Genomic DNA, 25,394 nt, shown 5'->3' with positions numbered 1-25,394 from the left:
TCTTTTTTTTGTTTGCGGTTTTATGTGTTTGCGGTCAAGGTTTTGTGGCACTGTAAAACCCCAGCTAATGATTGTGATGAATAGGTCGTTATATGTCCGAAAATGCGCCATCCAGCGTTGTGCTTATTGGTATGCCTGGCGCGGGTAAGTCAACCATTGGTCAGGCTTTAGCGATTGCTCGTGGCCAGGACTTTGTCGATACCGACCGTCTCATCGAGCAGCGAGAGGGAAAAAGCCTGCAGGCTATTTTGGATATGCACGGCTACCAAGCGCTGCGAAAAATAGAAGCGGATGTGTTACAGAGTAGTGACTTTTCAAACAAGGTGGTCGCCACAGGGGGGAGTGCGGTGTATAGCGCTGCGGCGATGACTCACATAGGGCAATTTGGCCCCTGTGTTTTCATTGATATTCCTCTGGCTGAGATCATACGGCGGGTAAGCAACTTCTCTGAGCGCGGAATTGCGGGCCCTCCTGGTCAGGATTTGCAGGGTGTGTACACTGAGCGCTTGCCGCTTTATCGCCGCTATGCAGATATTAGCGTCGATGGCAGCGATTTAGACGAGGCAGGGCTATTGGCGAGGGTGGTGGCTTCCCTCGTGGAATACAATAAGTAAGGGGTGCAAGGCTTGGTGGCGCTGGGTTAAGCTATATGCAGCAAACACCCCTCAGGACGCTGGCGTCGCCGAGGTCGTGATCAGATAGAAAAAATAATGAGCCAATAAGGAATAGTGAGTGTAATGCCTGTAAAAGCCTACACCAACATAGAAATTAGCAAAGAAGACCTAAAATTCTCCGGTGCCCACTTCACCATCTTTTCAGCAACAGACCGCGAGCGCCTTCATGGCCACAACTTTAAGGTCAGTTTATTACTGACTGCTGATGTGGGTGATAACGGCATGTGCTTTAGCTATGTCGAAATCAAAACGCGCCTGCGCAAACTGTGCGCGAGTTTGGACGAATATACTCTGCTACCCGCCGAATCACCCTATATGCGGGTTGTGGAACGAGGTAATTTTTATATTGCCGAGTTTAACGGCGAAGAAATTCCATTTCTGCAGTCCGATACCCTCGTTTTACCCGTGCGCAATACCACTGTAGAGGAGTTCGCTCGCTACTTGCTTGAATTGCTGCTTACCGATGCGCCGTTTATTGAGGGCAACGAGATACGGGAGCTGGTGATGAAAGTGTCCTCTGGCCCTGGGCAGTGGGGTTCTGCAAGCTGGACACGAGACTAACGCGCTATTGCCGTGCGGCAATTATCGCCATTCCATAATGGTGCACCGGGCGAGCTAGCTATGGCATTGCGTTTACGATGGCACCTTAAACCTTCCTATTATTTACTAAACGAGAATAACCCATGAGCAAAGTTTTAATACTCAGCGGTGGTAGTCAAGGTATTGGCTACGCCACCGCGAAACGCTTTCTGGCTGAAGGGTATCGGGTGATTAATCTGTCTCGCCGCGCTATTGACTTGGTCGGTGCGGAGCACATTGGCGTAGACATGCAAAAACGCGATTGGCTGGATAATTGCATTCACGAGTTAGAGGCCATAGTTAAGGCCGCAGACAGTGTGGTGCTACTCCATAACGCGGCTCGCCACGATGGCGATACAGTGAGGGATTTGTCAGCAGAAAATTTTGCCGAGGTGTTGCAGGTCAACTTAATTGCGCCACAGCAATTAAATAGTCGCTTGATTCCGTGGATGAAAGCAGGTTCGGCAATTTTGTATATGGGATCTACACTCAGTGAAAAGGCGGTGGCGGGTTGTGCATCTTATATTGCGAGCAAGCACGGTGTTGTTGGCTTGATGCGGGCGACGACGCAAGATCTTGTCGGGCTGGGTATTCACACAGCGTGCATATGTCCGGGCTTTACCGACACGGCGATGCTGCGGGGGAATCTTGGCGACGATCCTGCAGTGATGGCGGCGATTACGGGGATGGTTAGTTATGGGCGCTTGATTGACCCGGCGGAGATTGTAGAAACCCTGTACTTCTGCGCCAATAACCCCGTGATTAACGGCAGTGTATTACACGCTAATCTCGGTCAAATCGAGCGCTAATTGGCTTTATGCCGGGATTGAATACGCCGGGTTATGGCTGGTTTAAGTTGTGATGTTAGGCTGGGCCGAGGCGCTAAAATGAGGTGGGCATACGTATATTGTGCGCCCAAATAGGTAGCATCCAAGATAGAGAATTTTTCTTGCTAGCAGGATTATTTTCACCGTGGTGCGACGTAGTTCATGTTTAAGATATCGTAATTTTTTTTTAAAAAATTTTATCTAAATTATTGATAAACCAACTGGATGACGGCTACGTATCAGAGTAGAGTAAAGATGCATGCACACTTATAAGGCGTTTTGAATTAGCTTTTAGATAGGTGATTCTGGACGTCGAAGTACAGCACTGAAGGAGATTGCAAAGATGGGCATACTTGATAATGTTCGTGAGCAATACCTAAAGGGGCGTGACGAAGAAATGTCCCTAGAGGCCTACCTTGACCTGTGCCGTCAAGACCCACTTGCTTACGCAACCCCTGCTGAGCGTATGCTGGCCGCCATCGGCGAGCCGGAGTTAATCGACACCCGCAAAGACCCGCGTTTATCTCGCATTTTTTCTAATCGTCTTATTCCGCGCTACCCCGCGTTTGAAGAGTTCTACGGGCTAGAAGATGTTATTGCCCAGATCGTGGCGTTCTTTAAACATGCCGCGCAGGGATTGGAAGAGCGCAAGCAGGTACTTTATTTGCTCGGCCCCGTCGGTGGTGGTAAGTCTTCTATTGCTGAACGCCTCAAAAAGCTAATGGAAGCAGCGCCGATTTATGCTCTTAAAGGCTCGCCAATTAATGAGTCGCCGCTAGGTTTATTTGACCCACAGCGCGACGGCAAGCAGCTGGAAGAGGAGTACGGCATTCCCCAGCGCTACCTTACTGGCTTGTCCTCGCCTTGGGCGATCAAACGCCTTGAAGAATACGAAGGTGATTTGAGCAAATTCCGTGTGGTGAGAATTCAACCCTCGGTTTTGAAACAGGTTGCCGTCACCAAAACCGAGCCTGGGGATGAGAATAACCAAGATATTTCTACCCTTGTGGGTAAGGTCGATATTCGTAAATTAGAGGCCTATGCCCAGGACGATCCTGACGCCTATTCTTATTCAGGTGGCTTGTGTCTTGCGAACCAAGGTTTGCTTGAATTTGTAGAGATGTTCAAAGCACCTATTAAGATGCTGCACCCTTTATTAACCGCGACCCAAGAGGGTAACTATAAAGGTACTGAGGGCTTTTCGGCCATTCCATTTCAGGGGGTGATTCTCGCTCACTCGAATGAATCTGAGTGGCAGAGCTTCCGGAATGACAAGCATAACGAAGCGTTTCTCGATCGGGTTTATATCGTAAAAGTGCCTTACTGCTTGCAGGTAACCGAAGAGGTTAAAATTTACAAAAAGCTGCTGCGCCATAGCTCGCTCTCTGAAGCGCCCTGTGCACCGGGAACGCTGGAAATGTTGGCGCAGTTTTCGGTATTGTCGCGCCTGCGTGAGCCAGAAAACTCCAGTATATATTCTAAGATGCGGGTCTATGACGGCGAGTCCTTGAAAGACACCGACCCTGCAGCCAAATCCTTCCAAGAATACCGCGATTATGCGGGTATTGATGAGGGCATGAACGGCATGTCGACCCGCTTTGCATTCAAGGTGCTGTCGGCGGTGTTTAATTACGACAACTCAGAGATAGCGGCCAACCCAGTACATTTAATGTATGTGTTGGAGCAACGAATTCTTCGTGAGCAATTACCAGAAGATACCCAGCGTGTGTACCTTGAATTCATCAAGGGTTGGCTTGCGGTGCGCTATGCCGAATACGTTGGGAAAGAGATTCAAACCTCCTACTTGGAATCTTACTCAGAATACGGTCAAAACATATTTGATCGCTACGTGACCTTTGCAGATTACTGGATACAGGACGAGGATTACCGCGATCCTGAGACCGGTGCAATTTTTGATCGCAGCACATTAAACGGTGAGCTTGAAAAAATTGAGAAGCCTGCGGGAATCGCTAATCCTAAAGATTTCCGTAATGAGATCGTTAATTTTGTGCTGCGGGCACGGGCGCAAAATGAAGGGCGTAATCCAAGCTGGACCAGCTACGAAAAATTACGCGAAGTCATTGAGAAAAAAATGTTCTCTAGTACGGAGGAGTTGCTGCCAGTTATTTCCTTTAATGCAAAAGCCTCTGTTGAAGATAAGCAGAAGCACGAAAATTTTGTTACCCGAATGGTGGAGAAAGGATATACGCCTAAACAGGTGCGTTTGTTGTCTGAGTGGTATCTGCGGGTCAGAAAGGCAGGTTAAGGCCTAGATGCAAGCCATAATTTTGTTTGCTGGCGATAGGAAACGCGTGAGATGTGGAGTTTATAGCTATAAACGAACTTTCGAGCGCGCTTTTGATAAGGCCAGAGGGCAAAAGGCTAATTGCAAACAGGTATCAGCTTAAAAATACGGCCAATATAAGGGGCGTACTATGTCAATGATTATTGACCGCCGCCTGAATGATCGCAATAAAAACGCGACGAATCGCCAGCGTTTCATCAAGCGGTATAAGGCACAACTGCGACGTTCAGTGGCAGATATTGTGGCAGACCGATCAATCACCGATATGTCTCGCGGTGGTGAGGTTGGCATTCCGGTAAAGGATATTTCTGAACCGAGATTTCGTATTGGTCGGGGTGGCGACCGCGAAATGGTCCATCCTGGGAATAAGGAATTTAATACTGGCGACATGATCGCCAAACCTAAATCCGGTGGCGGTGGTGGAAGTGGTTCTGGCGGAGAAGGCCAGGGTGAAGAGGGTCAGGACAATTTCATGTTCACTCTGTCGAAAGAAGAGTTCATGAATTTATTCTTTGATGATCTGGAACTTCCTCGTATGGCGCGCACGGTGCTGGGCGACTCCCAACAATTTACTTATCGTCGCGCTGGTTACACACCTAGCGGTGTCCCCGCGAATCTCTCTGTGCCACGTTCAGTAAAAAATGCGATGGCACGTCGTATAGCCTTAACGGCACCTCTTAAACGTGAGCTTGAAGAATTAAAGCAAGCAGGGGCCGATGCTGAAGAAATTGAAGCCTTAGAAAAACGGATTCAGCGAATTCCCTATCTCGATGAATATGACCTGCGATTTCGCCATCGGGTTAAAGAGCCGAAGCCAATTAGCCGCGCAGTGATGTTTTGCTTAATGGATGTGTCGGCGTCTATGTCGGAGGCAAAAAAGGACTTAGCAAAGCGGTTCTACACACTTCTATATCTGTTTTTAAGTAGAAAATACGAGCAGGTTGAGTTGGTGTTTATTCGTCATACCTCGAATGCTGAGGAGGTAGACGAACACGCTTTTTTCCATGACCCACAAACCGGCGGCACGGTGGTCATGTCAGCTTTGAATTTGATGATTGATATTCAGCAGGAGCGCTATTCACCGAATGAGTGGAATATCTATGGCGCTCAGGTATCTGACGGTGACGCTTTTGGCAGTGACCCGCAACGCAGTGCAATGAAACTGAACAAGGATATTCTGCCTTTATGTAAGTATTTTGCTTACGTAGAGGTGCCAGATAGTCCCTCTACCATCACGCCATTGGCGGCGGCTTATAGCCAGATTCGCAGTGAAACCTTCGCCATGAGTACAGTAATGGATCGCGGTGATGTGTATCCAGTATTGCGTGAGCTGTTCCAGAAGGAGTCTGTATGACGGCGGCTAAACGGGGTAAGACGGTGTTGTCTCAGGGTGGGGATTGGAACTTTGAGTTATTGCAGCGCTATGACAAGGAAATTGGCATCATTGCCAAAGAGTACGGCTTAGATACCTATCCCAATCAAATCGAGGTGATTGCCTCTGAGCAAATGCTAGATGCCTATGCCTCGGTTGGTTTGCCAATCAGCTACAGCCACTGGAGTTATGGCAAGGAATTTATACAAAATGAAGAGGCGTATCGGCGGGGTATGAGAGGGCTGGCTTATGAGCTAGTTATAAATTCAGACCCCTGTATCGCCTATCTGATGGAAGACAATAGCATGCCCATGCAGGCCTTGGTGATTGCCCATGCTTGCTACGGCCACAATTCCTTTTTTAAAGGCAATTATCTTTTTAAGCAATGGACCAGCGCAGACGCAATTGTTGATTACATGGTGTTTGCGCGGAAGTATATATTTGACTGTGAACAGCGCTACGGCGAAGACCGAGTCGAGGAAACTATCGACGCCTGCCACGCTTTGATGGATCACGGTGTCGATCGTTTTCATCGGCCGTCGCCGCTGTCGGCTGAGGATGAACTGCATCGTCAGCATGAAAGAGAGGAGCATGCTTGGAAACAGTACGACGATATTTGGCGCACGCTACCGCAGAAGGCGGCGGATAAAACCCGCGCTAAAAGTAAAATGCGTAGCTTTCCGCCAGAGCCACAAGAGAACCTGCTGTATTTTATTGAAAAATATTCGCCGACCTTAGAACCTTGGCAGCGTGAGATTGTTCGCATCGTTCGTAAACTTGCCCAGTATTTTTATCCTCAGGGTTTAACCAAGGTGATGAATGAAGGTTGGGCGACGTTTTGGCATTACACATTGTTGAACACCATGTACGACCGCGGCTTGGTCGACGATGGCTTTATGTTCGAGATTTTGCAGTCGCATACCAATGTGGTGATGCAGCCCGGTTTTGATCATCCGGGCTATTCAGGTATCAACCCCTATGCCTTAGGTTTTGCAATGATGCGGGATATCCGTCGTATTTGCGAAGAACCCGATGACGAGGATCGGGCTTGGTTTCCCGATATCGTAGACAAGGATTGGCGCGAGGTGCTTGACTTTGCTATGCGCAATTACAAGGACGAATCCTTTATTGCGCAGTATTTATCGCCGAAGCTGATTCGCGAATTCCATTTATTTGCGATAGCCGACAAGCATAAAGAAGATCATTTACGGGTTGAGGCAATTCATAATGAGGCAGGTTACCGCGAAGTGCGGCGCATGCTGTCTAAGCAATATAATCGCGATGTGCTGATTCCCGATATTCAAATACTGCGATACGAGCATATGGGAGATCGCTCATTGGTACTCCGTTATAACCGGCTTCGTGAGCGACCCTTAACCGACGATGCCACTGAAGTGCTTAAACACCTTAGTCGGCTCTGGGGATTTACCGTGACAATGGAGGTGTTTGAAGAAGGCCGCGGCGTGGTGGATAAAGTGGAAGTTAGTCCCGCCTAATGTGTAGCGCCACCCCTAGCTTATCGGGTGGCGTTTACTGGTCTTCATTTCGGTGCGTGGTAAATTAATTGCCCTCAAATTGCGCAGGTGTTTTGTCTAGGAAGGCTTTTAGCGCTCGCTGATGGTCTTCAGTTTGATGGCATTGGCTTTGAACGTCGGCACATACCTCTAGAAAATCCCCCAGTTCCTGTCGCTGCGCTAACTTCAGTAAACGCTTTGTCGCCCGCAATGCCTGCGGTGGTTTGCTCGCATATTCCTTGGCATAGCGCTCTGCAACGGCGAGGAGTGTTTCTTTTGGTACACACTCAAGTAACAGTCCTAAAGATAGTGCTTCTGCACTTTCTATGATGCGTCCACTGAAGGTGAGTTCGGCTGCGCGCTGATAACCAATGAGCCTTTGCAGGAACCAAGCTCCGCCGTCACCGGGGATAATACCTAAATTAATAAATGTCTCGCCAAAGCGAGTCTTTTCACAGCCAATTCTAATGTCGGCCATACAGCAGAGATCGAAACCGGCACCAACTGCTGCACCATTTACAGCGGCGATGGTGACTATTTCTGCGCTGTGCATGGCGCGGGAAATACGTTGGATACCATTCTTATAGCTGTCGCTGATTTCGCTGGGGCTTCCGCCAAACATGCCAACTTTGTCCCGCATTTCTTTTATATTGCCGCCAGAGCTAAATGCAGAGCCGGCGCCGGTGATGATAAGGCAGGAAATATCCTTGTTCCGGTTAGCCCACTCCAATGTGCTGCACAGATCATCTATTAAGCTCGTTCCGGTCAGTGCATTGCGCACATCATCGCGTTCAAAGCAAAGTGTAGCGTAACGATTGGTGACAGTAAGTGTGGCATCGCAAAGTATTGGTTGGCTAGACATTGGGCGTGGCTTCCGAGTGCAAATAAAGTTAAAAAATTATATCAAAGTAAATGCAACTAAGTGGTTTTGAATGGGGTCATAAAATGGGAACAGGAAAATTCTTTAAGCTGGCCTTGTTTTTGCAATCATATATTGGGCAGCAGAGCCAAATATGCATTTGTACAATTAGTTGAGTTTGACGGGCGTTGATCTACTACTGCAGTGCATACGTAATGAGTTTGTATTTGTGTATTGGCATATATGCTGTATTCCATTCGCAAATAATAATAGGTGAAAAAATGACCAAAGTTTTTACAGATCAGTTAGCCGCATTACCTATTACAGAGATAGTCATTAAGGTGATAGAGGGCGGGCGGTATACCGCATTCCTAGCCTTGGAGGGTAAGCTGCTGCGAATATTCGAGCTGGACAATACGCCTTTGTGCCGTCGTAGTGTTGCCGAAATAAAAGCAGCTTTACTTGAGCACGGTTGCGGAAGTAGGGTGGTGCTCATTCATCATTCTGCCAATGACGAACTCATGATGCCCGACGCCGCGACAACGTCGAGTATGAAGTTAGCCTTAGGGTAAAGCGTATAAAGCATCTTAGCTTGGGTTTCCCATAGGTAATGACAGTATCCACAGCCCAGCGACGGTGAAGGCGATCATTAATACCAGCATCGGGATTTGGCTTAGCATGGCCTGCCGTTTCGACCCGAACAACGCAAGCGCTTGGCGATGAGCAATATAGACGCTCATAATATGCCCGAGCACAATTAGACCTAGCTGTGCATGCCAGACAGTTTCCACATTGGGAATGATCGGCGCACGGAACCATTCCGCAGTAGCAAAAATATTCATGCCAATACCAAAGGGATCAGAGGCGAGGCTGATGATCTTAATTCCCTGTGTTTGCACTAATGGATAGTAGTGACTTAGGTGATAGGCTAGTACGATGGGTAGCAGTGAATAGGCAAAGTGCAAAGCAAGTTGTTTACTGGTGAAGCTACTATTCACGATGTATTTACTTAAAGCAATAAAGCCATAATAAATTAAAAAATAAATTAGCGGTAAAAGTACTAAGCACATGGTTTGATAGATTAAATACAGCGTCCTTAATTTGGGGTAGGCGCTAAATGGGTTCGTCCCGACATAAGGTTGAAAGTAAGGATTCAAGTCAACCCAAAATGTACGTATCCAAAGCTGTGATTCATGTAGACCATCAAAAGCCGTTGAGGCTAGCATGCATAAAATGAATGCAAGCAGGCTTAGTTCTGAGGGGGCGGATCGATTCAAGCGTATAAACGGGCTTTGAATAACGGCGCTAGGTTCAGTATTTTCCTTTGCTGTACGACGACACACAAAACTCATTTTTGACAGCAACATCAAAAGAGCGCTGAAAAGCTCACCGTATTTATACCAATTCCGTATGCCTACTAAGCCCGCCGCAAGCAAATTTAATACAGTGTAAGCGAGTAAATATTTAGATAGTGATAGCGGTGTCGCCGTCCCAAATAATTCCAGCCAAATAAAAACCATATACAGAATTGTTGCCGGCCAATAGTTCAAGCGTGCAGGCCAATTGAATAATCCCTGCTGATAGGGTTTATAAAATCGGCCAATGCCATCTGACAATATTTTCCACGGGTTTAACCATTGGTAGCTGTTTCCTGTTAACGCACAGAAATACGCGTAGGCCAGTACAAAAATCACCCAGAAAAAGGTCATATTAAAATTGCCGTAGGGATTGCGGTTGCCAAGAAGGCCAGTCGCAATACATAGCAATAACATGAATACACTGAACCCTTGTACCCACGGTTTGGCGGACCGTAGTGCTGAAATCAATGCATTTGGAATATTCAAGCGAATGCTGGAATTGGCTTGTAAATTGTCAGCGCGCAAAAAATACCCAAACACCAAAAAGGACACCGCAAGCGCCGCAGCGGAGCCATATAAATATAAAGACAGTGGTACTGGCAAAGTGTAGGTTTGGCCGAATGAGTGGCCGTAGGATGCATTGCAATAAAGCAGGCTTAGCGCAATCAGCGCCAAATATTTGATTATGCGAGGCATAGATTGCGCATTTACACATAAAGCTGGCTTGCTTTGTGTGGCGGAGGGCGCTTGCTTGCTAGTGCATTGACTCATCTTATCGCCTTGTTGAGATTAGCGCTTGGCTTGCCATACCTCACTAAGGTGATGGTGATCTTGGCAATAGATGCTACTGTGGCGCCTAACTTCTATTAGAGTGTTGTCAGTGTACGTAAATGTGACTTCTGACACGGCAGCTAGTGTGTATTGTTAGATATAAGTACACATTATGATAGCATGCGTCATTGTGAAATTGCTTGGTGACGTCAGGGCCAGCGATATTGCTTAATTTTAGGATACGACTATGTCTGTATTTTCTCGGCTAGGAATTATTATTGCAGTTGCTGCGGCGCTGTCAGCCTGTGGTGGCTCTTCATCCTCGTCATCGCGGGGAAATTCCTCCCCCACGCTCAGTTTTGCTGAGAACAACTTTGTTTTAGCAAATTCCTGTTTTGCGATGCGGGATAGCGCTGGCCGTTTTGTGGTTCGAGGCGACGACGGGAACTATGTTTCTAGCGCGACAAGGCTGGCCGACGCGACACCGTTTTATATGAAACCAACGGCGCTGGGTGAATACCTCATCTATGACGACGAAGGCACATTTTTAAATGTTGCCGCTGGCATTATTAAAAGTGCTGCCACGCCGTCTGAAACGTCTAATTGGATTGTGAGTGGCGTGGGCACAAACTTTACCCTGGTGTCTGAGTTCGCAGCAGGTATGGCTTTGGCGGTGAACCCTAGCACGGCTCGATTAGAACTGGCTGACGCGCCAGCGGCAACTGCATTCCAGTTTGCGGAGAATACAGGCTGTGCAACATTTCCAGAGTTAAGTACCAACGTCAGCGGCACTACGTATAAAGGGCGGGGCGTTGATGCACCGGTTATTGGCTTTGCCGATGTTCACTCTCATATCAGTGCGACAACCTTCTTAGGTGGAGCGCATGCTGGGCGGCCATTCCACCCCTTTGGTGTTACTGAGGCAATGGGTAGCTGCGAAGCCGAACACGGCCCGCAGGGTTCTTTAGATTTGGTCGGCAACTTACTAGGCCCCAGTGGTATGCCCTTGGGAGTGCACGACACCGCCGGCTGGCCAACCTTTGTAGACTGGCCTAAGCGCGACGCGCTGACCCATGAAGCAATGTATTACAAATGGATTGAACGTGCGTGGCTGGCGGGTTTGCGAGTCTTGGTTAACGACTTGGTTGAGAATGAAGTACTTTGCACATTGCAATCCGAAGCCGCTATTGCCAGTCAGTCAGGCTTTGATTTGGCCGACATTATTGGCGATGCGGCGGGAATGGTCATGCTAGAAAAGTGCAATGAAATGGAGAGCGCGATTTCGCAGATCCAGTTCATGCATGATATGCAGGATTATATTGACGCCCAAGAAGGTGGCCCTGGCCTAGGTTGGTTCCGAATTGTCGATAATCCGACCACGGCACGTGAAGTTATTAATGAGGGCAAACTTGCGGTCGTGCTTGGTATTGAGATTTCGCATCTATTTAATTGCGATGTAACTCAACCGGGCGGGCTTACCGAAATTAACGGATGTGATGAGGCAGAGATAGCGGCGCAGATGGATCGTTTATACGATTTAGGTGTGCGTGAGATGTTCCCTATCCACGAATTTGACAACGCTTTTGGGGGCAATGGGATCTTTGACGGCTTAGTACTTAATGTCGGCAACTTTGTTGATACGGGCAAGTTTTGGCAAACCTATGATTGCCCTGAACAGCCTTATTTCTTTGAGGCTGGCGCGATCATGACCTCCTTGGATCCCTCTGGGGGTGGCAATCCCGTGTCGGATTTACTCACGGAGCTGACCCAAGGTATTTTACCGATTTATCCGACTGCGAAGCGGCAGTGTAATGCGCGTGGCCTAACCGCACTTGGCGAGTTTATGTTTCAGCGCATGATGGATAAGAAACTGATAATTGAAATCGATCACCTAGAATTGTCGATTAAAGATGATGTTCTGGCGATGGCAGAAGCCAAAACGCCAAAGTATCCGCTGGTATCTACCCACGGAGGTCACGGCGGTATTAGCATCGAACAGGTCAAGCGGATATTAGACGTTGGTGGAATTTTGTATCCCGCTAAGGGCAATGGTAAGCAGTTTGTTGCAGACCAAAACCGCTTGCGCCCACTCAAAAGTAGTAACTTTGATTTTGCGATGGGCTACGGTGCCGACACCAATGGCTTGGCGACGCAGTCTGGGCCTCGCGGCAGCGATTCCGTTAATGTCAGCTATCCTTTCACCTTGTTTAGTGGAGAAGGTTGGGGAGCGCAGTTTGCTGACATCCCAGCGCTGACCTTTCAGCAGTCAGTTGTGCCTGAGGGTAATCGCAGTTTTGATATTAATGCCGAGGGTTTGGCTCACTACGGTATGATCGCAGATTGGGTAGAGGCTGTGCGTATCGAGGGTGGCGAGCAGGCCATAACCGACCTATACAACTCCGCAGAAGTCTATTTACAGATGTGGGAGCGAACAATTAACCGCTAATTTGTCGTGTGGGCGGCGAGTGTCGCCCACTTTCTTCCTGCCTTGCCACCTTTTTTCACAGCGCTTATCTATTCCCTCAAAAACGCCGTTATTTCCGTGCTTTGGATGGCTATTCCTTGCAAATCCTAGTGTATTGCTAATTGAGACTTTAGGGCCCTAGGTCTATAAGATACTAATCTAGCGACAATAACAAAAGACCACGTTTATTAAGCTTAGGCGATTGCGTTATAGTCATCATGCGGTCTGTTTTTGCCCTTGCGTTTACGGGAGTATCGGGTGTTTAAGAGCTATAAATCGATAGTGAGTACACTGCAGTGGCGGTATATCGTCGTTGTGCTGCTAATTTTTGCGGTGGCAGCAACAGTGATGATTCCAATTTCGGATCACAATGTACGCAAGAATCAAACGAACACACTGGAGCGACATCTTGATGATGTGGCGGCAGCCCGCAGCAAGGCCATGCTCGCAACTTTAGACAGGCTAAAAAAGGACGCTTATTTTTTGTCTGGCACCCCTCCTATTAGTGGCATTATTCGCGCTAGCCGCAACAATGGTTTTGACGAGCGCGAAAAAAGTTCTCTTCAAATATGGTCAAAGCGCTTACAAGAAATTTTTGTGTCCTATTTAGAAACCCATCCCTCTGTTATGCAGGTGCGCTATATCGGTGTTAGCGAAGGTGGTAAGGAGCTGGTGCGGGTAGACCGTAAAGATGGTCGCATTCGTAAAATTAAAGCGGGCGGATTGCAGCAAAAGTCTGACAGTGAATATTTCAAAGAAGCCATTACGCGTCATGCCGGCGAAGTGTATGTCTCGGAGATAAATTTAAACCGCGAGTACGGCGAGATAGAAGAACCCCACGTGCCTACTCTGCGTCTAGCGACACCGATTGTTGATGACAATCACCGCGTGTTTGGCATACTCGTGATCAATTTAAATATGGAAGAAATTTTCCGTACTTTAAGTAGTGAGCTGGAAAGCTACGAAAATATTTATGTGCTGAATAGTGAAGGTGATTTTCTCTTACACCCTGTGCAAGAAAAGGCTTTCGGTTTTGAACTGGGCAAACATTATCGCTGGTCTGATGAGTTCAGTACTGGGGATGACGACACCGACTCGGCATTTATTCGTTTAGACAATCAAGAAGTCGTTCATGCAATATTGCGTACCATAACCTACGACACTAATCGTTCTATTGATTTGGTTGTCACCGCGCCAAACACGGTAATTGATGATGCAGTGGCAGCAGCAAGACTGTTTAATCTTTACATTTTATTTGGGTTTGTCGCTCTATCTTTGGTCTTTTTATACCTCGTTGCGGCCAACCTTCGGCGCCGTGCGCAGGCAGATCAACAAAATGCACGTATGGCGGCCATTGTTGATGGAACAGATGATGCGGTAGTGAGTAAATCACTGAGTGATGTGGTGCAGAGTTGGAACCGCGCCGCCGAGGAGATGTTTGGCTACAAAGCAAGCCAAGCTATCGGCAAGAATATGACGGAGCTTATTGTTCCTGAGAATTTGCTCTCTGAAGAGCTTGAAATATTTAACCGCGTATCGAAAGGCGAAACGGTTTCTGACCTTATTACTCAGCGTCGCACCATAAGCGGTGATCTTATCGATGTTGCCATCACCGTATCGCCTGTGCAGAGAGAGGGCAGCGAAATATTTGGTATCGCAAATATCATCCGCGATATAACGGAAGTGAAGGCCGCTCAGAAGCAATTGGTATTGCTGAATGAGGGGCTTGAGAAGCAAGTGGAATTGCGAACTAGAGAGCTGCAACGGACTGCTGCATTGCAGAATGGCATTTTAACTAATGCGGGATACGCTATTTTTACTAATCGTCCCGACGGCACACTCACACTGTTCAACCCCGCTGCAGAGAAAATGCTGGGTTATAGTGCAGATGAGGTGGTCGATAAAAAGCCAATGTGGATGCTCTTTGAACCTTCTGAAATTCAGCCTGAACTTGAGCGCCTTAGTAAGGCCGGTGGTACGGGTGATCAGATCCTTAGTGATGTGAATTACGAGCGCGAATGGACCTTTGTTCGCAAAGACGGTTCGCATTTCCCCGTGATGCTGAAAAGCAATACCTTGTACGATAACGAACAGCAGGTGATCGGCTACCTAGGTATCGCCCGCGACCTAACAAGACAAAAACGACAGCAGCGGGAGCTAGAAGAAGCTAAGGCAGTGGCGGAAGAGGCGAGCAAGGCCAAAAGTGAATTTCTGGCTAATATGAGTCATGAAATACGCACGCCAATGAACGCGGTATTGGGTATGTTAAACCTGCTCAAATACACCGATATGACAGACCGGCAATCGGATTATGTACGCAAAGCCAGCGGTGCGGCGGAGGCCTTGTTGGGAATAATTAATGATATTTTGGATTATTCAAAGATTGAGGCCGGCAAATTAATTCTCGATATTCAGCCGGTAATTATTGACGATGTTTTGCGTGATATCGCGGTGATTCTCAGCATGAATCTGAGCGAAAAGAATGTTGAGATATTATTTAATATCGACCCTACGGTGCCGAAAATGGTCATGGGCGATGCGCTGAGAATGAAGCAAATTTTAATTAACCTTGCAGGTAATGCGGTGAAGTTTACCGAGCAGGGTGAAGTGATGTTGTCTTTATATATACAGTATGAGCGTACGCAGAAATTGGTGTTGGGATTTAGCGTGCGTGATACCGGTATTGGCATGACGCAGGAACAGCAGCAGCGGGTATTCGAGTCTTTTGCACAGGCAGAAGCTGGCACTAACCGCCGTTTTGGTGGTACTGGTTTAGGTCTGGTTATTAGTCAGCGACTTATCCGGCTTATGGGTGGTGAGCTAGAGGTCGAAAGTGAGCTGGGCAAAGGAAGCACATTCTCATTTTCATTGATAGTTGACAAGGTTGCAGATCAGGAATTGATCGAAGCCGGGCGTCGAGTTATTGCACCCGAGTGCAGAAACTTACATATATTGGTGGTTGATGATAATGCCAGTGCAAGACAGATTATTTCAGGCATCTGCGAGTCTTTGGGCTGGACGACAGTGGAGACGGAATCCGGCGCGAAAGCAGTTGAGTTGATAGCGGAGAGCCTTGTTAGCGGTAAGCGTTTTGATATCGCTTTTATAGATTGGATGATGCCGAACATGGACGGTTGGGAAACCGCGAAGGCTATTCGAAATCTGGGGGAGAGCTCGGAATTGCCTCGTCTGGTCATGGTCACCGCCCATGCCAGAGAAGTATTCGACCAGCGCGTCGATGCGGAACATTCACCCTTAAATGGTTTCTTAATGAAGCCAGTAACGGCGTCAGATATTTATAACTCCGTGGTTGATGCGCAATCTGGGAAGTTGCCAGCAGCTTTAGAGGATGGTCCTCGCGATGCTCAAAAGGCTAAAAATTCTTTGTCTGGTATGCGCATATTACTTGTTGAGGACAATATAACTAATCAGCAGGTGGCTCGGGAATTGTTAGCAATAGAGGGAGCGGAGGTTGACGTTGCCGACAACGGACAGCTTGGTGTTGATCGTATTCGTCGTGCCGAAATGCCCTTCGACGTGGTGCTGATGGATTTACAAATGCCAGTAATGGATGGTTACGAGGCAACGCGGGAAATTCGTGAAACCCTAGGTCTTAAGTTTTTGCCAATAATTGCGATGACGGCAAATGCCATGCCCTCTGATAAAGAGGCGTGTTTAGCCGCAGGGATGAATGATCATATTGGGAAACCCTTTGAGTTGGCGGAGTTGGTGAATGCCTTATTAAAAGCCGCTGGCAGACAGGAAAACTCGATCACAGCAGATCTTGAAGAAAATGATGCTGTCCCAGATAGCGCCGTATTGCCGGAAGCACCCAAGGGCTTTGTTTTTAAAGAAGCGCTGCTGAGGATGGGAAATAATCGCAAACTTTATGCTGGGCAAGCGCGTATGTTTGCGGATCGGCATTGCAATGACGTACAGCGCGTGCTGGATTTATTGCACAAAAATAATCGCCCCAGTGCGGTTCGTGAGCTGCATACTCTAAGAGGTGTGTCGGCGACCTTGGGGGCGCAGGCATTGGCGGCATCGCTGTCGGAGGCTGAATTAGCAGCAAAAAGCGTTGTTGAGGTGTCTGTTATAGAATCGATACTCAGTAAATCTGAGGAGCTACTGCGGCAGGCGAGTGAGGTGCTGGGGGATCTTGCTAATCATTTAGATCCTCTTGAAATTGCGGATGCAGTTGAGAAGGAAATCGACACAGAAAAGCTACAAGAACTGCTGCAGCTATTGAAAGAAAGTAATATGCGGGCAATGGATGTTCACGCTGAATTAAAGGCTGGTTTGACGACATTTAGTGATCAAGCGCAGGCTTTAGATGAAGCAATTTCGATGTTAGATTTTACCAAAGCACATGAGATTCTGAGCAAGATTTTGCCGGCATAAGTTTGAATTTGTATGATGAAAATTTTCTTTGCAATGTTGTCGGTCGTGGATGTGCAGATATTCAACTCCAGTGGCGATGTTCAAATTTGCGTAAATAGGCTCAAGATATGACTGATACACAATCTCTATTTTCTTTGGATGTTGATTTTGCGCCAGGCGCGATTTATCCGGAGCGGCCTAAACTGCTCATTGTTGACGACCAGCCAGTGAATATTCAGGTTTTATATCAGGTGTTTAGTGCAAGCTGTGAAGTGTTTATGGCAACCAGCGGGCAACAGGCCTTGGATGTTTGTCGCCAGAAAGATCCTGACCTTATTTTGCTAGATGTTGTCATGCCGGACATGGACGGTATTGAAGTTTGTCGCAAGCTTAAGTCAGAGCCGGAAACCCGAGATGTTCCCGTTATTTTTGTCACCTCACAAGATAGCCCAGAAGAAGAAACTTTGGGTTTAGAGGTTGGTGCCGTCGATTTTATTACTAAGCCTGTTAATCCCTCCGTTGTGAAGGCGAGAGTTAAAACCCATTTGATGCTGAAGATTCAGGCAGACGCGCTGCGGCAGTTGGCATCGGTAGATGGCTTAACGGGCATTTCTAATAGGCGAATTTTTGATGAGCGATTACAGGTTGAGTGGCGGGCGTGTCGCAGAACTGACAAGCCTCTGTCGGTCATTATGATTGATGTCGATCATTTCAAAAAATACAACGACCATTACGGCCATTTAGAGGGTGATGCTTGTTTGAAAATGGTCGCCGACGCCTTGAAAGGACATGAGTGGCGTGGCCGCGATGTCGTGTCGCGTTACGGTGGCGAAGAGTTTGTCTGTCTGATGCCAGAAACCAGCTTAGAGGCGGCATTAGCAAAGGCCGAGGCGATTCGTAGTAGGGTGTATGACTTAGCCATGCCCCATGCAATGTCGGGCAATGCAGATCGCGTTACTATTAGTGTTGGCGTTGCTTGTACAACACCAAAGACTAATGAATCTAAAGAGCTTTTATCCGCTGCCGACGAACAACTGTATAAAGCTAAGGAAGGTGGGCGGAACCGTGTAGAGGGCGCCTCACTATAGCGGTGTGCGTAATCGCGCTATTCTTCTAGAGAATGGCGCGCATATTTTACTTTTGGTTTTTTAATGTCGCTAAGTCAATTACAAAGCGATATTTCACATCACCTTTAACTACCCGCTCAAATGCGTCGTTAATGTCATCAATACTGATTAACTCAACGTCTGCGGTAATATTGTGTTTGCCGCAGTAATCGAGCATTTCCTGAGTTTCTTGTATTCCACCGATCATTGAGCCAGATATCACCTTGTTGCTTAGCACTAGCGATGATTTAAAGGCCAGCTGCTGATCCGGCAAACCCACCAAGCACAGTGTGCCATTGCGCTTTAATGCCGATAAATAGGGATTAATGTCGTGGACGGCGGACACTGTATCAAGAATAAAATCAAAGCCGCGGGCTGCTTTCATCGCCTCTCTGTCGCTGGAGACCACTATATGGCTTGCGCCAAGCTTTTTGGCATCGGCAGCTTTAGATTCGCTGGTGGTAAATAAAGTGAGCTCTGCGCCAAAGGCGTGGGCAAATTTGAGGGCCATGTGGCCGAGTCCGCCGAGTCCTACGACGCCGACCTTCATGCCGGGGCCAATATTCCAGCGCCGAAGTGGCGACCATGTTGTGATCCCCGCGCAGAGTAGGGGGGCGACTGCCTTAGGGTCGAGGGCGTCTGGAATACGGAGCGCAAAATCCGCATCTATCACATAGTTTGTGGAGTAGCCGCCTTGGCTGATTACGCTGCCGTCTTTGCGCTCCTTGCTGCCATAACTCATGGTCACGCCTTTCTGGCAATAGTGTTCTTCGCCATCCTGGCAGGGCTCACAATGCCGGCAGGAATCGATGATGCAGCCTACGCCAACCAAATCGCCAATTTTGAATCCACTGACGTCGCTGCCAACGTTGCTAACGCGACCAATCATTTCGTGACCGGGCACGATGGGAAAGCGGCTATATCCCCATTCATTGCGAGCGTAGTGTATATCTGAGTGGCATACCCCGCAGTAGAGAAGTTCTAGCACGAGATCGCGGCTATCTGCTTCGCGACGCTCAAATTCAAAGGGGGCAAGAGGTAAATCAGCGGCGCTGGCGGCATAAGCTTGGGATTTGATCACTGGCGTTCTCCGTAAAAACAACGATGGCTAGATTATTTTAATTAGCCAAGCACGAATGGGTTTCACCATAGCCTAGTAGCGGTGTGCATCTCAATAATAATGTTGGAATTGTAAGGCTGGCTTATTTGGATAGCTGATATTGGGACGCCAGCGCAGTGCGTTTTTATTCTGATGTAATAGCAGTGGGGCGGCCGTAATAATAGCCCTGGAAATAATTAATACCGATAGTATGGCAAGCGATGGCGTCGTCTTCTGTTTCTACGCCCTCCGCTAATGTTGCTATGCCCATGTCTTGAACCAGCTTGTTGAGTGATGCCAGTAATTTATAGCGTGCTGATTCGCTGTTGCCGATACCGCGAACTAGGCTAATGTCGAATTTGACAATGTCCGGCGGCGCTTCGGTGAGTTCGCGTAAGCGGGCTTGCCCAGAGCCGAAGTCGTCGTACGCCAAGCCAATATTTAAGTCAGTTAAGCCGTTGCGAATGGCGATCATGGCGCCAAGGTCAGTTACCGCCGCTTCATGCACTTCAAATATAAGCTGTAAGCTAGGGTGGAGCTTGCGTAGCTCACTCAGTTCAGACAGTAATTGGTCGGGGTTGTGGCATTCCTCAGGGTGGGAGTTAAAAAATAGCGGCTTTTTAATGCCAGCTAATTCCGCTTGCATAAAGCCCCGTCGCCGAAATAGCACGCTAAGTTCAATTTGCTTATTAAGGGATTCGGCAATTTTAAATAGCTCGAAAGGGCTGGCATCTAGCGAGGGGTGTTTGCCCCTGCCTAGGAGCTCATAGCCATATACGTCACCGTTCTGCAGGGTAATAATTTGCTGAAACGTGGTGACTAGCTGCTGGTCGAGTAGCTCTGCAAACTCTTTGCTTTTTACTGCAAAATGCTTGGGCAGTGTTTGCATATAGATGCGGGTTCGGTCGTCGTCTTCTGTGCTATTGTCTTCGGCTTTTAGGCAATATTCAATGCCTGCAAAATGCACAATGTCGCCGAGCTGCAATTCGGTATTAGACTCAATTCGTTGGTGGTTTATAAAGCAGCCATTGGTGCTGTCTAAATCGCAGAGAATAAGTTTGTTGGCACGCAGCTCGATTCGGGCGTGAACACGAGACAGGGACGAGTTGTTGATGATGACCGCGCAGTCCGCACTACGCCCAATGGTGATGGGAAGCGTGTCGAGCACGATTCGCTGCGGATTTGTGCTACCGGCGATGCGGCTTTCAAGATAGTAGGTGTTATCCATAAGACCTGTTTGTTCACAGCAATGTAATTGTGCGAATAATACCGTTATTGGATTCTAAGTCTGGGAATATACCTTAGCCACCTGTTGGAGTCATCGTCCGCTTTAGTATCGCTGTGATTGTCTGATCAATTAATAGCGTAAGGAGATGATTTTACAGCGCATTTCTGAAAGCGCTGGGTTTGCGATGAGTCGGTAGTGGCTGCGTATCCGTGGTAAGTAGTCGATAGTAAAATTGAGAGGCATGTTAATTTTGACCTTAATTACACATAAATACGCTATGGCTGTTTGTTATAAAACGGAGTAAGTTTAGTCGTGTTGAGGACTTAACTGAGTTGGGTATGTTGCGATTTGTTTGTTCCATAATGGTCTTAATGCTGTGCAGCTTTGCACTGGCAGATAACCATCATGTTGCAAAAAACACCATTCCTGCCAGTGTAAGCAGTCTTGTCGAGGTCGATTCTGGTTTTCCTGAATCCCCAGAACTTGTATTTACCTTAACTAAATCCATTTCTAGTGTAGGCCCCCTTTATTTCTTAAATGGGCTTGCTCCAGCCCAGCCTTGTTCTTGCGTCGCCCAGCGCATTTATGGGAATACCTCAATTCGGTCTCCGCCAATCGCACTCTGATTATACAAAGTATTGTTAATGGCCTGTGGTGATTAGCAGTTTGTTTGAATATGTAGAGTGAAAAGATCATGAGACATTTTGAATTGTATGAGGCTGATCAGGTCGATCAGTTGGTTCGCCCCGAAAACTTCCAAAAAATTAGCGCGGATTCTCCCGCAACCGTCGTGTTTACCGATTTTACGGTATATGAGCCCTTGGTCATTGATGCGAATAGCAGCGCCGTGGACGCAGAGAGAATGATGAAGCGTTCGCATGTTCGCTTAAAATTAGTGATTGATGAACACGGTTTGTTTGTTGGTGTTATCGCGCTCGAGGACTTGAGCGACAGCGAAATCATTAAGAAGGTTGCTAAGGGCTTTAACCGCGAGGAGCTGCAGGTCGCTGATATGATGCGCAAGCGTCAGGACTTAAAGGTGTTCGATTATAGTGACTTGGCCTTGATGACAGTCGCCGATGTGCTGTCGGTATTAAAGCAGTTTGGTCATCAGCACTGTTTGGTGGTGGAGCGCGAGAAGCATCAAATCCGCGGCGTGATTTCCGCCAGCGATATTGCCCGAAAATTGAAAATGGATGTATGTATTCAGCAGCCCCCCAAGTTTGCTGAATTGTATTTGTCTGCCCTTCATCGCTAACAGCGAATAGTGGCACTTCCCGCACTGCCGGGAAGTGCCTTAGGTGTTTTGTATTCATTGCGATTTTTTCTGCTCATAGTTGCCCAGTTTCGCGGGCGGCTTTGGTATCTAGGTCTTCCGTACTATTCCTTTTCGGCTTACTTTGTTATCAAAATCAATAATTTAGAAAGTTACCTATTTAATAGGTGTCTAGTTATTAGCTACCTATTGATTAGGTGCCTATCTATTTGCTACTATGGCCTCATGAAACGTACTAGCCAATTTTCAATTGCAGCATCAATGCTGGCCGAAACCTCTCGAGTCGTGAGGGAGGAGTTTCGTCGTCGGGCCCAGCATTTAAATTTAACTCAGCCGCAGTGGCTAACCTTGCTGAAGCTGTCCCGAGAGCCTGGTATTAATCAGGCGAGTCTCGCGGTGCATCTCGATGTGAATCCGGTGACGGTGGCGCAGAGTGTTGATCGCTTGGTTAAGGCGGGGCTGGTGCTTCGCGAAAGGCAGGAGCATGACCGCCGTGCGGTGAGTCTGTATTTAACTGAAAAAGCAGAGCCATTGTTAGAAGAGTTAAACGAAATAGCAGAGCAGACCCGCGCCATTGCATTTGCGGGTTTTAGTGTTGCCGAAGCTAAAGTACTAGAAGATATGCTAGTGCGAGTAAAAAAGAATTTTTGCAATTTAGATAGTGATGCTGTGAAAGCGGAAACGGCTAACGTTACGCCGGCGCGTTCAAGCAAGGAAGGTGTGTAATGGGAAGCCAAGAAGAGACATTGTCAGCAGATTTGAACTCAGCTCAGAGGCTTAGTCGGCGTCGTTTACGCACCCGCTTATTTATGGTCGTTCCGGTTGTCGGGCTTTTTATTGCCGTGTATTTATTTATGTTCGGCGGGCGCTATATCGCTACTGATAATGCCTATATCAAAGCCGACGTTGTGAATGTTGGCGCTGAGATTAGCGGCAATATTGCCTCGGTTCCTGTTAAAGAAAACCAGTTTGTCGAGGCTGGCGATATTTTATTAACAATTGACGCACGGGCTTTTGAGGTCGAATTGCATGACGCGCAAGCTGAGCTAGAGCAAGCCTATATGCGTGTTGAGTCTCTAAAAGCAGCATATGTGCAGAAACAAGCAGCGTTGGCGGCAGCTAAAGATGATTTCGATTTTGCATCAAAGCAGCAGCAACGGATTAACGATTTACACCAGCGTGGCATGGCATCGGGAACGGCGCTGGATCAAGCGCAACGCGACCTCAATGTCGCTAGAAATACCGTTAGTAAATTAGTCAGTGACAGTGCAGAGACCTTGGCGCAGTTAGGTGGAAAATATGAAGTAGATGCCGATCATCACCCCCAGGTGATGGCGGCACAGGCGGAATTAGAGCGCGCAGAATTGAATGTTGAACGCTGTATTTTGCGTGCTCCAATCGCCGGTATTGCCTCTAAGGTGCCACATCGCGGGCAGTACGCAATGCCCGGCATGCCGCTGATTAGCGTTGTAGCAAATTCTGACCCTTGGATTGTGGTGAATTTTAAAGAAGATCAATTGGCCAAGCTGGAACCGGGCGCAGAAGTAGCGGTAGAAATTGATGCCTATCCTAGCGAACAATGGACAGCAACGGTTGACAGTATTGCACAGGCTACTGGCGCGGAGTTTGCGCTATTGCCACCTCAGAATGCAACGGGGAACTGGGTCAAAATCGTCCAGCGTTTACCGGTGCGTCTTGCCATTAATCATCACGAAAATGAATCGCCACTGCGCGCCGGTTTGAGTGTTAGTGTCGAAGTTGACACGGGCGTACCGGACAGAATGAAAGCAATACTGGCTTTTTTCGGTGGAAATAGCGATAAGCTCTCTACCGCGAATAATTCCCGTGATACCGCATTAATTGCAGGCCAGCTATAAAATGCGTGGTGACGCGCTAAAGGCTAGCGCTCCCGCCGTAGCTCTTGGCGCGACGGGCCTGATAACCTTTGGCACCTTGTCTGCAACCATGATGCAGGCATTAGATACCACTATTGCCAATGTCGCGCTGCCCCATATGCAGGGGAGCTTGTCGGCGTCGCAGGAGCAGGTCGCGTGGGTCTTAACCTCGTATATTGTCGCTTCGGCGATTGCGACAACTCCTACCGGATATTTAGCAAACCGCTACGGTGTGAAGCGAATATTTCTGATTGCGGTGGCGGGCTTTACTATCGCCTCCATGCTCTGCGGTATAGCGAGTAGTCTTACTGAAATTGTATTTTTTCGTTTACTGCAGGGCATATTTGGCGCGGCTTTAGTACCGCTTTCGCAAACGACCTTATTAGATACTTACCCACCCGAAAAGCAAGGTTCCGCGATGGCGGCGTGGGGCGTTGGGGTAATGATTGGCCCAATTATTGGCCCCGCCCTAGGTGGTTGGCTGACGGAGTATTATAGTTGGCGCTGGGTTTTTTATATTAATTTACCTATTGGCATTGCTACTTTTTTTGCATTAAAAGCAGCGCTTCCGGATTCGGAGCCGCGCCGCTCGGCGCCGATGGATTTTACTGGCTTTTTATTCCTTAGTGTTGCCATTGCATCCCTGCAATTGATGTTGGATCGCGGCCAAAGTTTGGACTGGTTTCAGTCCACCGAGATCATGGTGGAATGTGGTTTAGCCATTGCTGCAATGTATTTGTTTGTTGTTCATACCATGACGACAGACAAGCCGTTTATATCACCTAGCTTGTTTAAAGACCGCAATTTGGTGGGCGGCTTAATCATTATTGCCATGCTGGGTGTGGTGTTGTTTTCGACTTTCGCATTATTGCCCCCGTTTTTGCAAAGATTGCAGGGCTATCCTGTCATTACAGCAGGTTTACTCATGGCGCCGCGTGGCATAGGCACCATGATTGCCATGCAGATTTCTGGTCATATCTTGAGCCGTGTCGATGCTCGGCTTCCCATACTGGTAGGCATGCTGCTTTTGGCTTATGCCCTGCATTGGATGTCGAACTTTACCGCCGACGTGGGGGCGCAAGAAATTGTGCTAAGCGGTATGGTGCAGGGCTTGGGTTTGGGTTTTATATTTGTGCCTTTGTCGGCGGTGACGTTTTCTACCTTGGCGCCTGAATTCCGTGGCGACGGTACTTCTTTATATAGCTTGCTGCGCAATGTTGGTAGCAGCGTGGGCATTGCGCTTGCCTTTGCCTATCAGGATTACGGTACGAAAATGGCGCATTCGGTACTGGCAGAAAATGTGAATGCCTTTAATCCGGCGCTGATTGAGTATGTGAATTCCTCAAATGGTCTTAATGGAGTGAATGCCCTATTAGGCGTCGAAAGCGAATTGCAGCGCCAGTCTGCCGTTTTAGGCATGCTTGGCGATTTTCATTACATGGCATTGGGTGTTTTGTGCGCGATACCCATGCTGTTGCTTCTGCGTCCCGGCAAGCTGGGCCAGAGCAGTCATGATGCAGTAATGGACTAATCTTTTTAAAAGCCCTTGTTCTTGCAATGCTTTGCCCTTGGTGTTCACATCAAGGGTTTTTTTTGCGCCATTTTTCCAAGTAATTTTGCTTGTATATCCTATGGTGCGACGATTTGCCGCATTGGTTCTTGGGCGGGAAAACCCTAGAATTTCGCC

18 protein-coding genes are annotated in these 25,394 nt (G+C 47.9%); 14 read left to right on the top strand and 4 right to left on the bottom strand.

Annotation, left to right across the window (positions count from 1 at the left end; all coding sequences use genetic code 11):
• The first annotated feature begins 92 nt into the window (after nt 1-92).
• The 6 genes from C0068_RS17345 (at nt 93) to C0068_RS17320 (ending at nt 7,253) form a co-directional block, all read left to right on the top strand.
• On the top strand, nt 93-614 hold the full coding sequence (locus C0068_RS17345) for a shikimate kinase (protein ID WP_103685742.1): 522 nt from the start codon (nt 93-95) through the stop codon (nt 612-614).
• 123 nt (nt 615-737) lie between these two features.
• Nucleotides 738-1,235: a 6-pyruvoyl trahydropterin synthase family protein gene (locus tag C0068_RS17340; protein WP_103685741.1), complete on the top strand. Its 498-nt coding sequence runs from the start codon at nt 738-740 to the stop codon at nt 1,233-1,235.
• Between the two features lie 122 nt (nt 1,236-1,357).
• Nucleotides 1,358-2,062: an SDR family NAD(P)-dependent oxidoreductase gene (locus C0068_RS17335; RefSeq protein WP_103685740.1), complete on the top strand. Its 705-nt coding sequence runs from the start codon at nt 1,358-1,360 to the stop codon at nt 2,060-2,062.
• A 361-nt stretch (nt 2,063-2,423) separates the two neighbouring features.
• The gene (locus tag C0068_RS17330; RefSeq protein WP_103685739.1) at nt 2,424-4,346 is read left to right on the top strand and encodes a PrkA family serine protein kinase; all 1,923 of its coding nucleotides are present in this window, start codon (nt 2,424-2,426) and stop codon (nt 4,344-4,346) included.
• A gap of 169 nt (nt 4,347-4,515) precedes the next feature.
• Entirely contained in the window at nt 4,516-5,739 is a 1,224-nt protein-coding gene (locus C0068_RS17325) for a YeaH/YhbH family protein (RefSeq protein ID WP_103685738.1), read from the top strand.
• Entirely contained in the window at nt 5,736-7,253 is a 1,518-nt protein-coding gene (locus C0068_RS17320) for a SpoVR family protein (RefSeq protein ID WP_103685737.1), read from the top strand. Before C0068_RS17325 ends, C0068_RS17320 begins: the two co-directional genes overlap by 4 nt.
• Nucleotides 7,254-7,317: 64 nt before the next feature.
• On the opposite strand, the gene C0068_RS17315 is transcribed toward C0068_RS17320, so the two are convergent.
• The gene (locus C0068_RS17315) at nt 7,318-8,133 is read right to left on the bottom strand and encodes an enoyl-CoA hydratase-related protein (protein WP_103685736.1); all 816 of its coding nucleotides are present in this window, start codon (nt 8,131-8,133) and stop codon (nt 7,318-7,320) included.
• Nucleotides 8,134-8,411: 278 nt separating this feature from the next.
• On the opposite strand from C0068_RS17315, the gene C0068_RS17310 reads away from it, so the two are divergent.
• On the top strand, nt 8,412-8,702 hold the full coding sequence (locus C0068_RS17310; RefSeq protein WP_103685735.1) for a DUF6482 family protein: 291 nt from the start codon (nt 8,412-8,414) through the stop codon (nt 8,700-8,702).
• Between the two features lie 15 nt (nt 8,703-8,717).
• Here C0068_RS17310 and C0068_RS17305 read toward each other — a convergent pair whose 3' ends face one another.
• Nucleotides 8,718-10,259 carry a hypothetical protein gene (locus tag C0068_RS17305; RefSeq protein WP_103685734.1) on the bottom strand — a complete coding sequence of 514 codons (1,542 nt, stop codon included), beginning with the start codon at nt 10,257-10,259 and terminating at the stop codon, nt 8,718-8,720.
• 247 nt (nt 10,260-10,506) lie between these two features.
• On the opposite strand from C0068_RS17305, the gene C0068_RS17300 reads away from it, so the two are divergent.
• The 3 genes from C0068_RS17300 (at nt 10,507) to C0068_RS17290 (ending at nt 18,191) form a co-directional block, all read left to right on the top strand.
• Nucleotides 10,507-12,705 (top strand): amidohydrolase family protein, encoded by a 2,199-nt coding sequence (locus tag C0068_RS17300; protein WP_103685733.1) that lies wholly within the window; start codon nt 10,507-10,509, stop codon nt 12,703-12,705.
• 276 nt (nt 12,706-12,981) lie between these two features.
• Nucleotides 12,982-17,124: a response regulator gene (locus C0068_RS17295; RefSeq protein WP_103685732.1), complete on the top strand. Its 4,143-nt coding sequence runs from the start codon at nt 12,982-12,984 to the stop codon at nt 17,122-17,124.
• 107 nt (nt 17,125-17,231) lie between these two features.
• Entirely contained in the window at nt 17,232-18,191 is a 960-nt protein-coding gene (locus C0068_RS17290; protein ID WP_103685731.1) for a diguanylate cyclase, read from the top strand.
• Nucleotides 18,192-18,237: 46 nt separating this feature from the next.
• Here C0068_RS17290 and C0068_RS17285 read toward each other — a convergent pair whose 3' ends face one another.
• Entirely contained in the window at nt 18,238-19,290 is a 1,053-nt protein-coding gene (locus tag C0068_RS17285; RefSeq protein WP_103685730.1) for an NAD(P)-dependent alcohol dehydrogenase, read from the bottom strand.
• 163 nt (nt 19,291-19,453) lie between these two features.
• Nucleotides 19,454-20,536, bottom strand: a complete 1,083-nt coding sequence (locus tag C0068_RS17280; RefSeq protein ID WP_103685729.1) for an EAL domain-containing protein — start codon at nt 20,534-20,536, stop codon at nt 19,454-19,456.
• Nucleotides 20,537-21,230: 694 nt separating this feature from the next.
• Between C0068_RS17280 and C0068_RS17275 the strand changes: the two genes are divergently transcribed.
• The 4 genes from C0068_RS17275 to C0068_RS17260 all read left to right on the top strand — a co-directional run bounded on the left by C0068_RS17275 (nt 21,231) and on the right by C0068_RS17260 (nt 25,238).
• A complete protein-coding gene (locus tag C0068_RS17275) occupies nt 21,231-21,794 on the top strand; it encodes a CBS domain-containing protein (RefSeq protein WP_103685728.1) in 564 nt (187 codons plus the stop codon).
• 243 nt (nt 21,795-22,037) lie between these two features.
• Nucleotides 22,038-22,538, top strand: a complete 501-nt coding sequence (locus tag C0068_RS17270) for a MarR family winged helix-turn-helix transcriptional regulator (protein WP_103685727.1) — start codon at nt 22,038-22,040, stop codon at nt 22,536-22,538.
• Nucleotides 22,538-23,689 carry an HlyD family secretion protein gene (locus tag C0068_RS17265; protein WP_103685726.1) on the top strand — a complete coding sequence of 384 codons (1,152 nt, stop codon included), beginning with the start codon at nt 22,538-22,540 and terminating at the stop codon, nt 23,687-23,689. The genes C0068_RS17270 and C0068_RS17265 overlap by 1 nt, the downstream gene beginning before the upstream one ends.
• 1 nt (nt 23,690) lies before the next feature.
• Entirely contained in the window at nt 23,691-25,238 is a 1,548-nt protein-coding gene (locus tag C0068_RS17260) for a DHA2 family efflux MFS transporter permease subunit (RefSeq protein ID WP_103685725.1), read from the top strand.
• Nucleotides 25,239-25,394: the final 156 nt, after the last annotated feature.

The organism is Zhongshania marina, assembly GCF_002915595.1.
GTDB lineage: Bacteria > Pseudomonadota > Gammaproteobacteria > Pseudomonadales > Spongiibacteraceae > Spongiibacter > Spongiibacter marinus_B.
The sequence above is the reverse complement of the archived record's forward strand: the minus strand, read 5'-3'. Positions and strand labels throughout refer to the sequence as shown.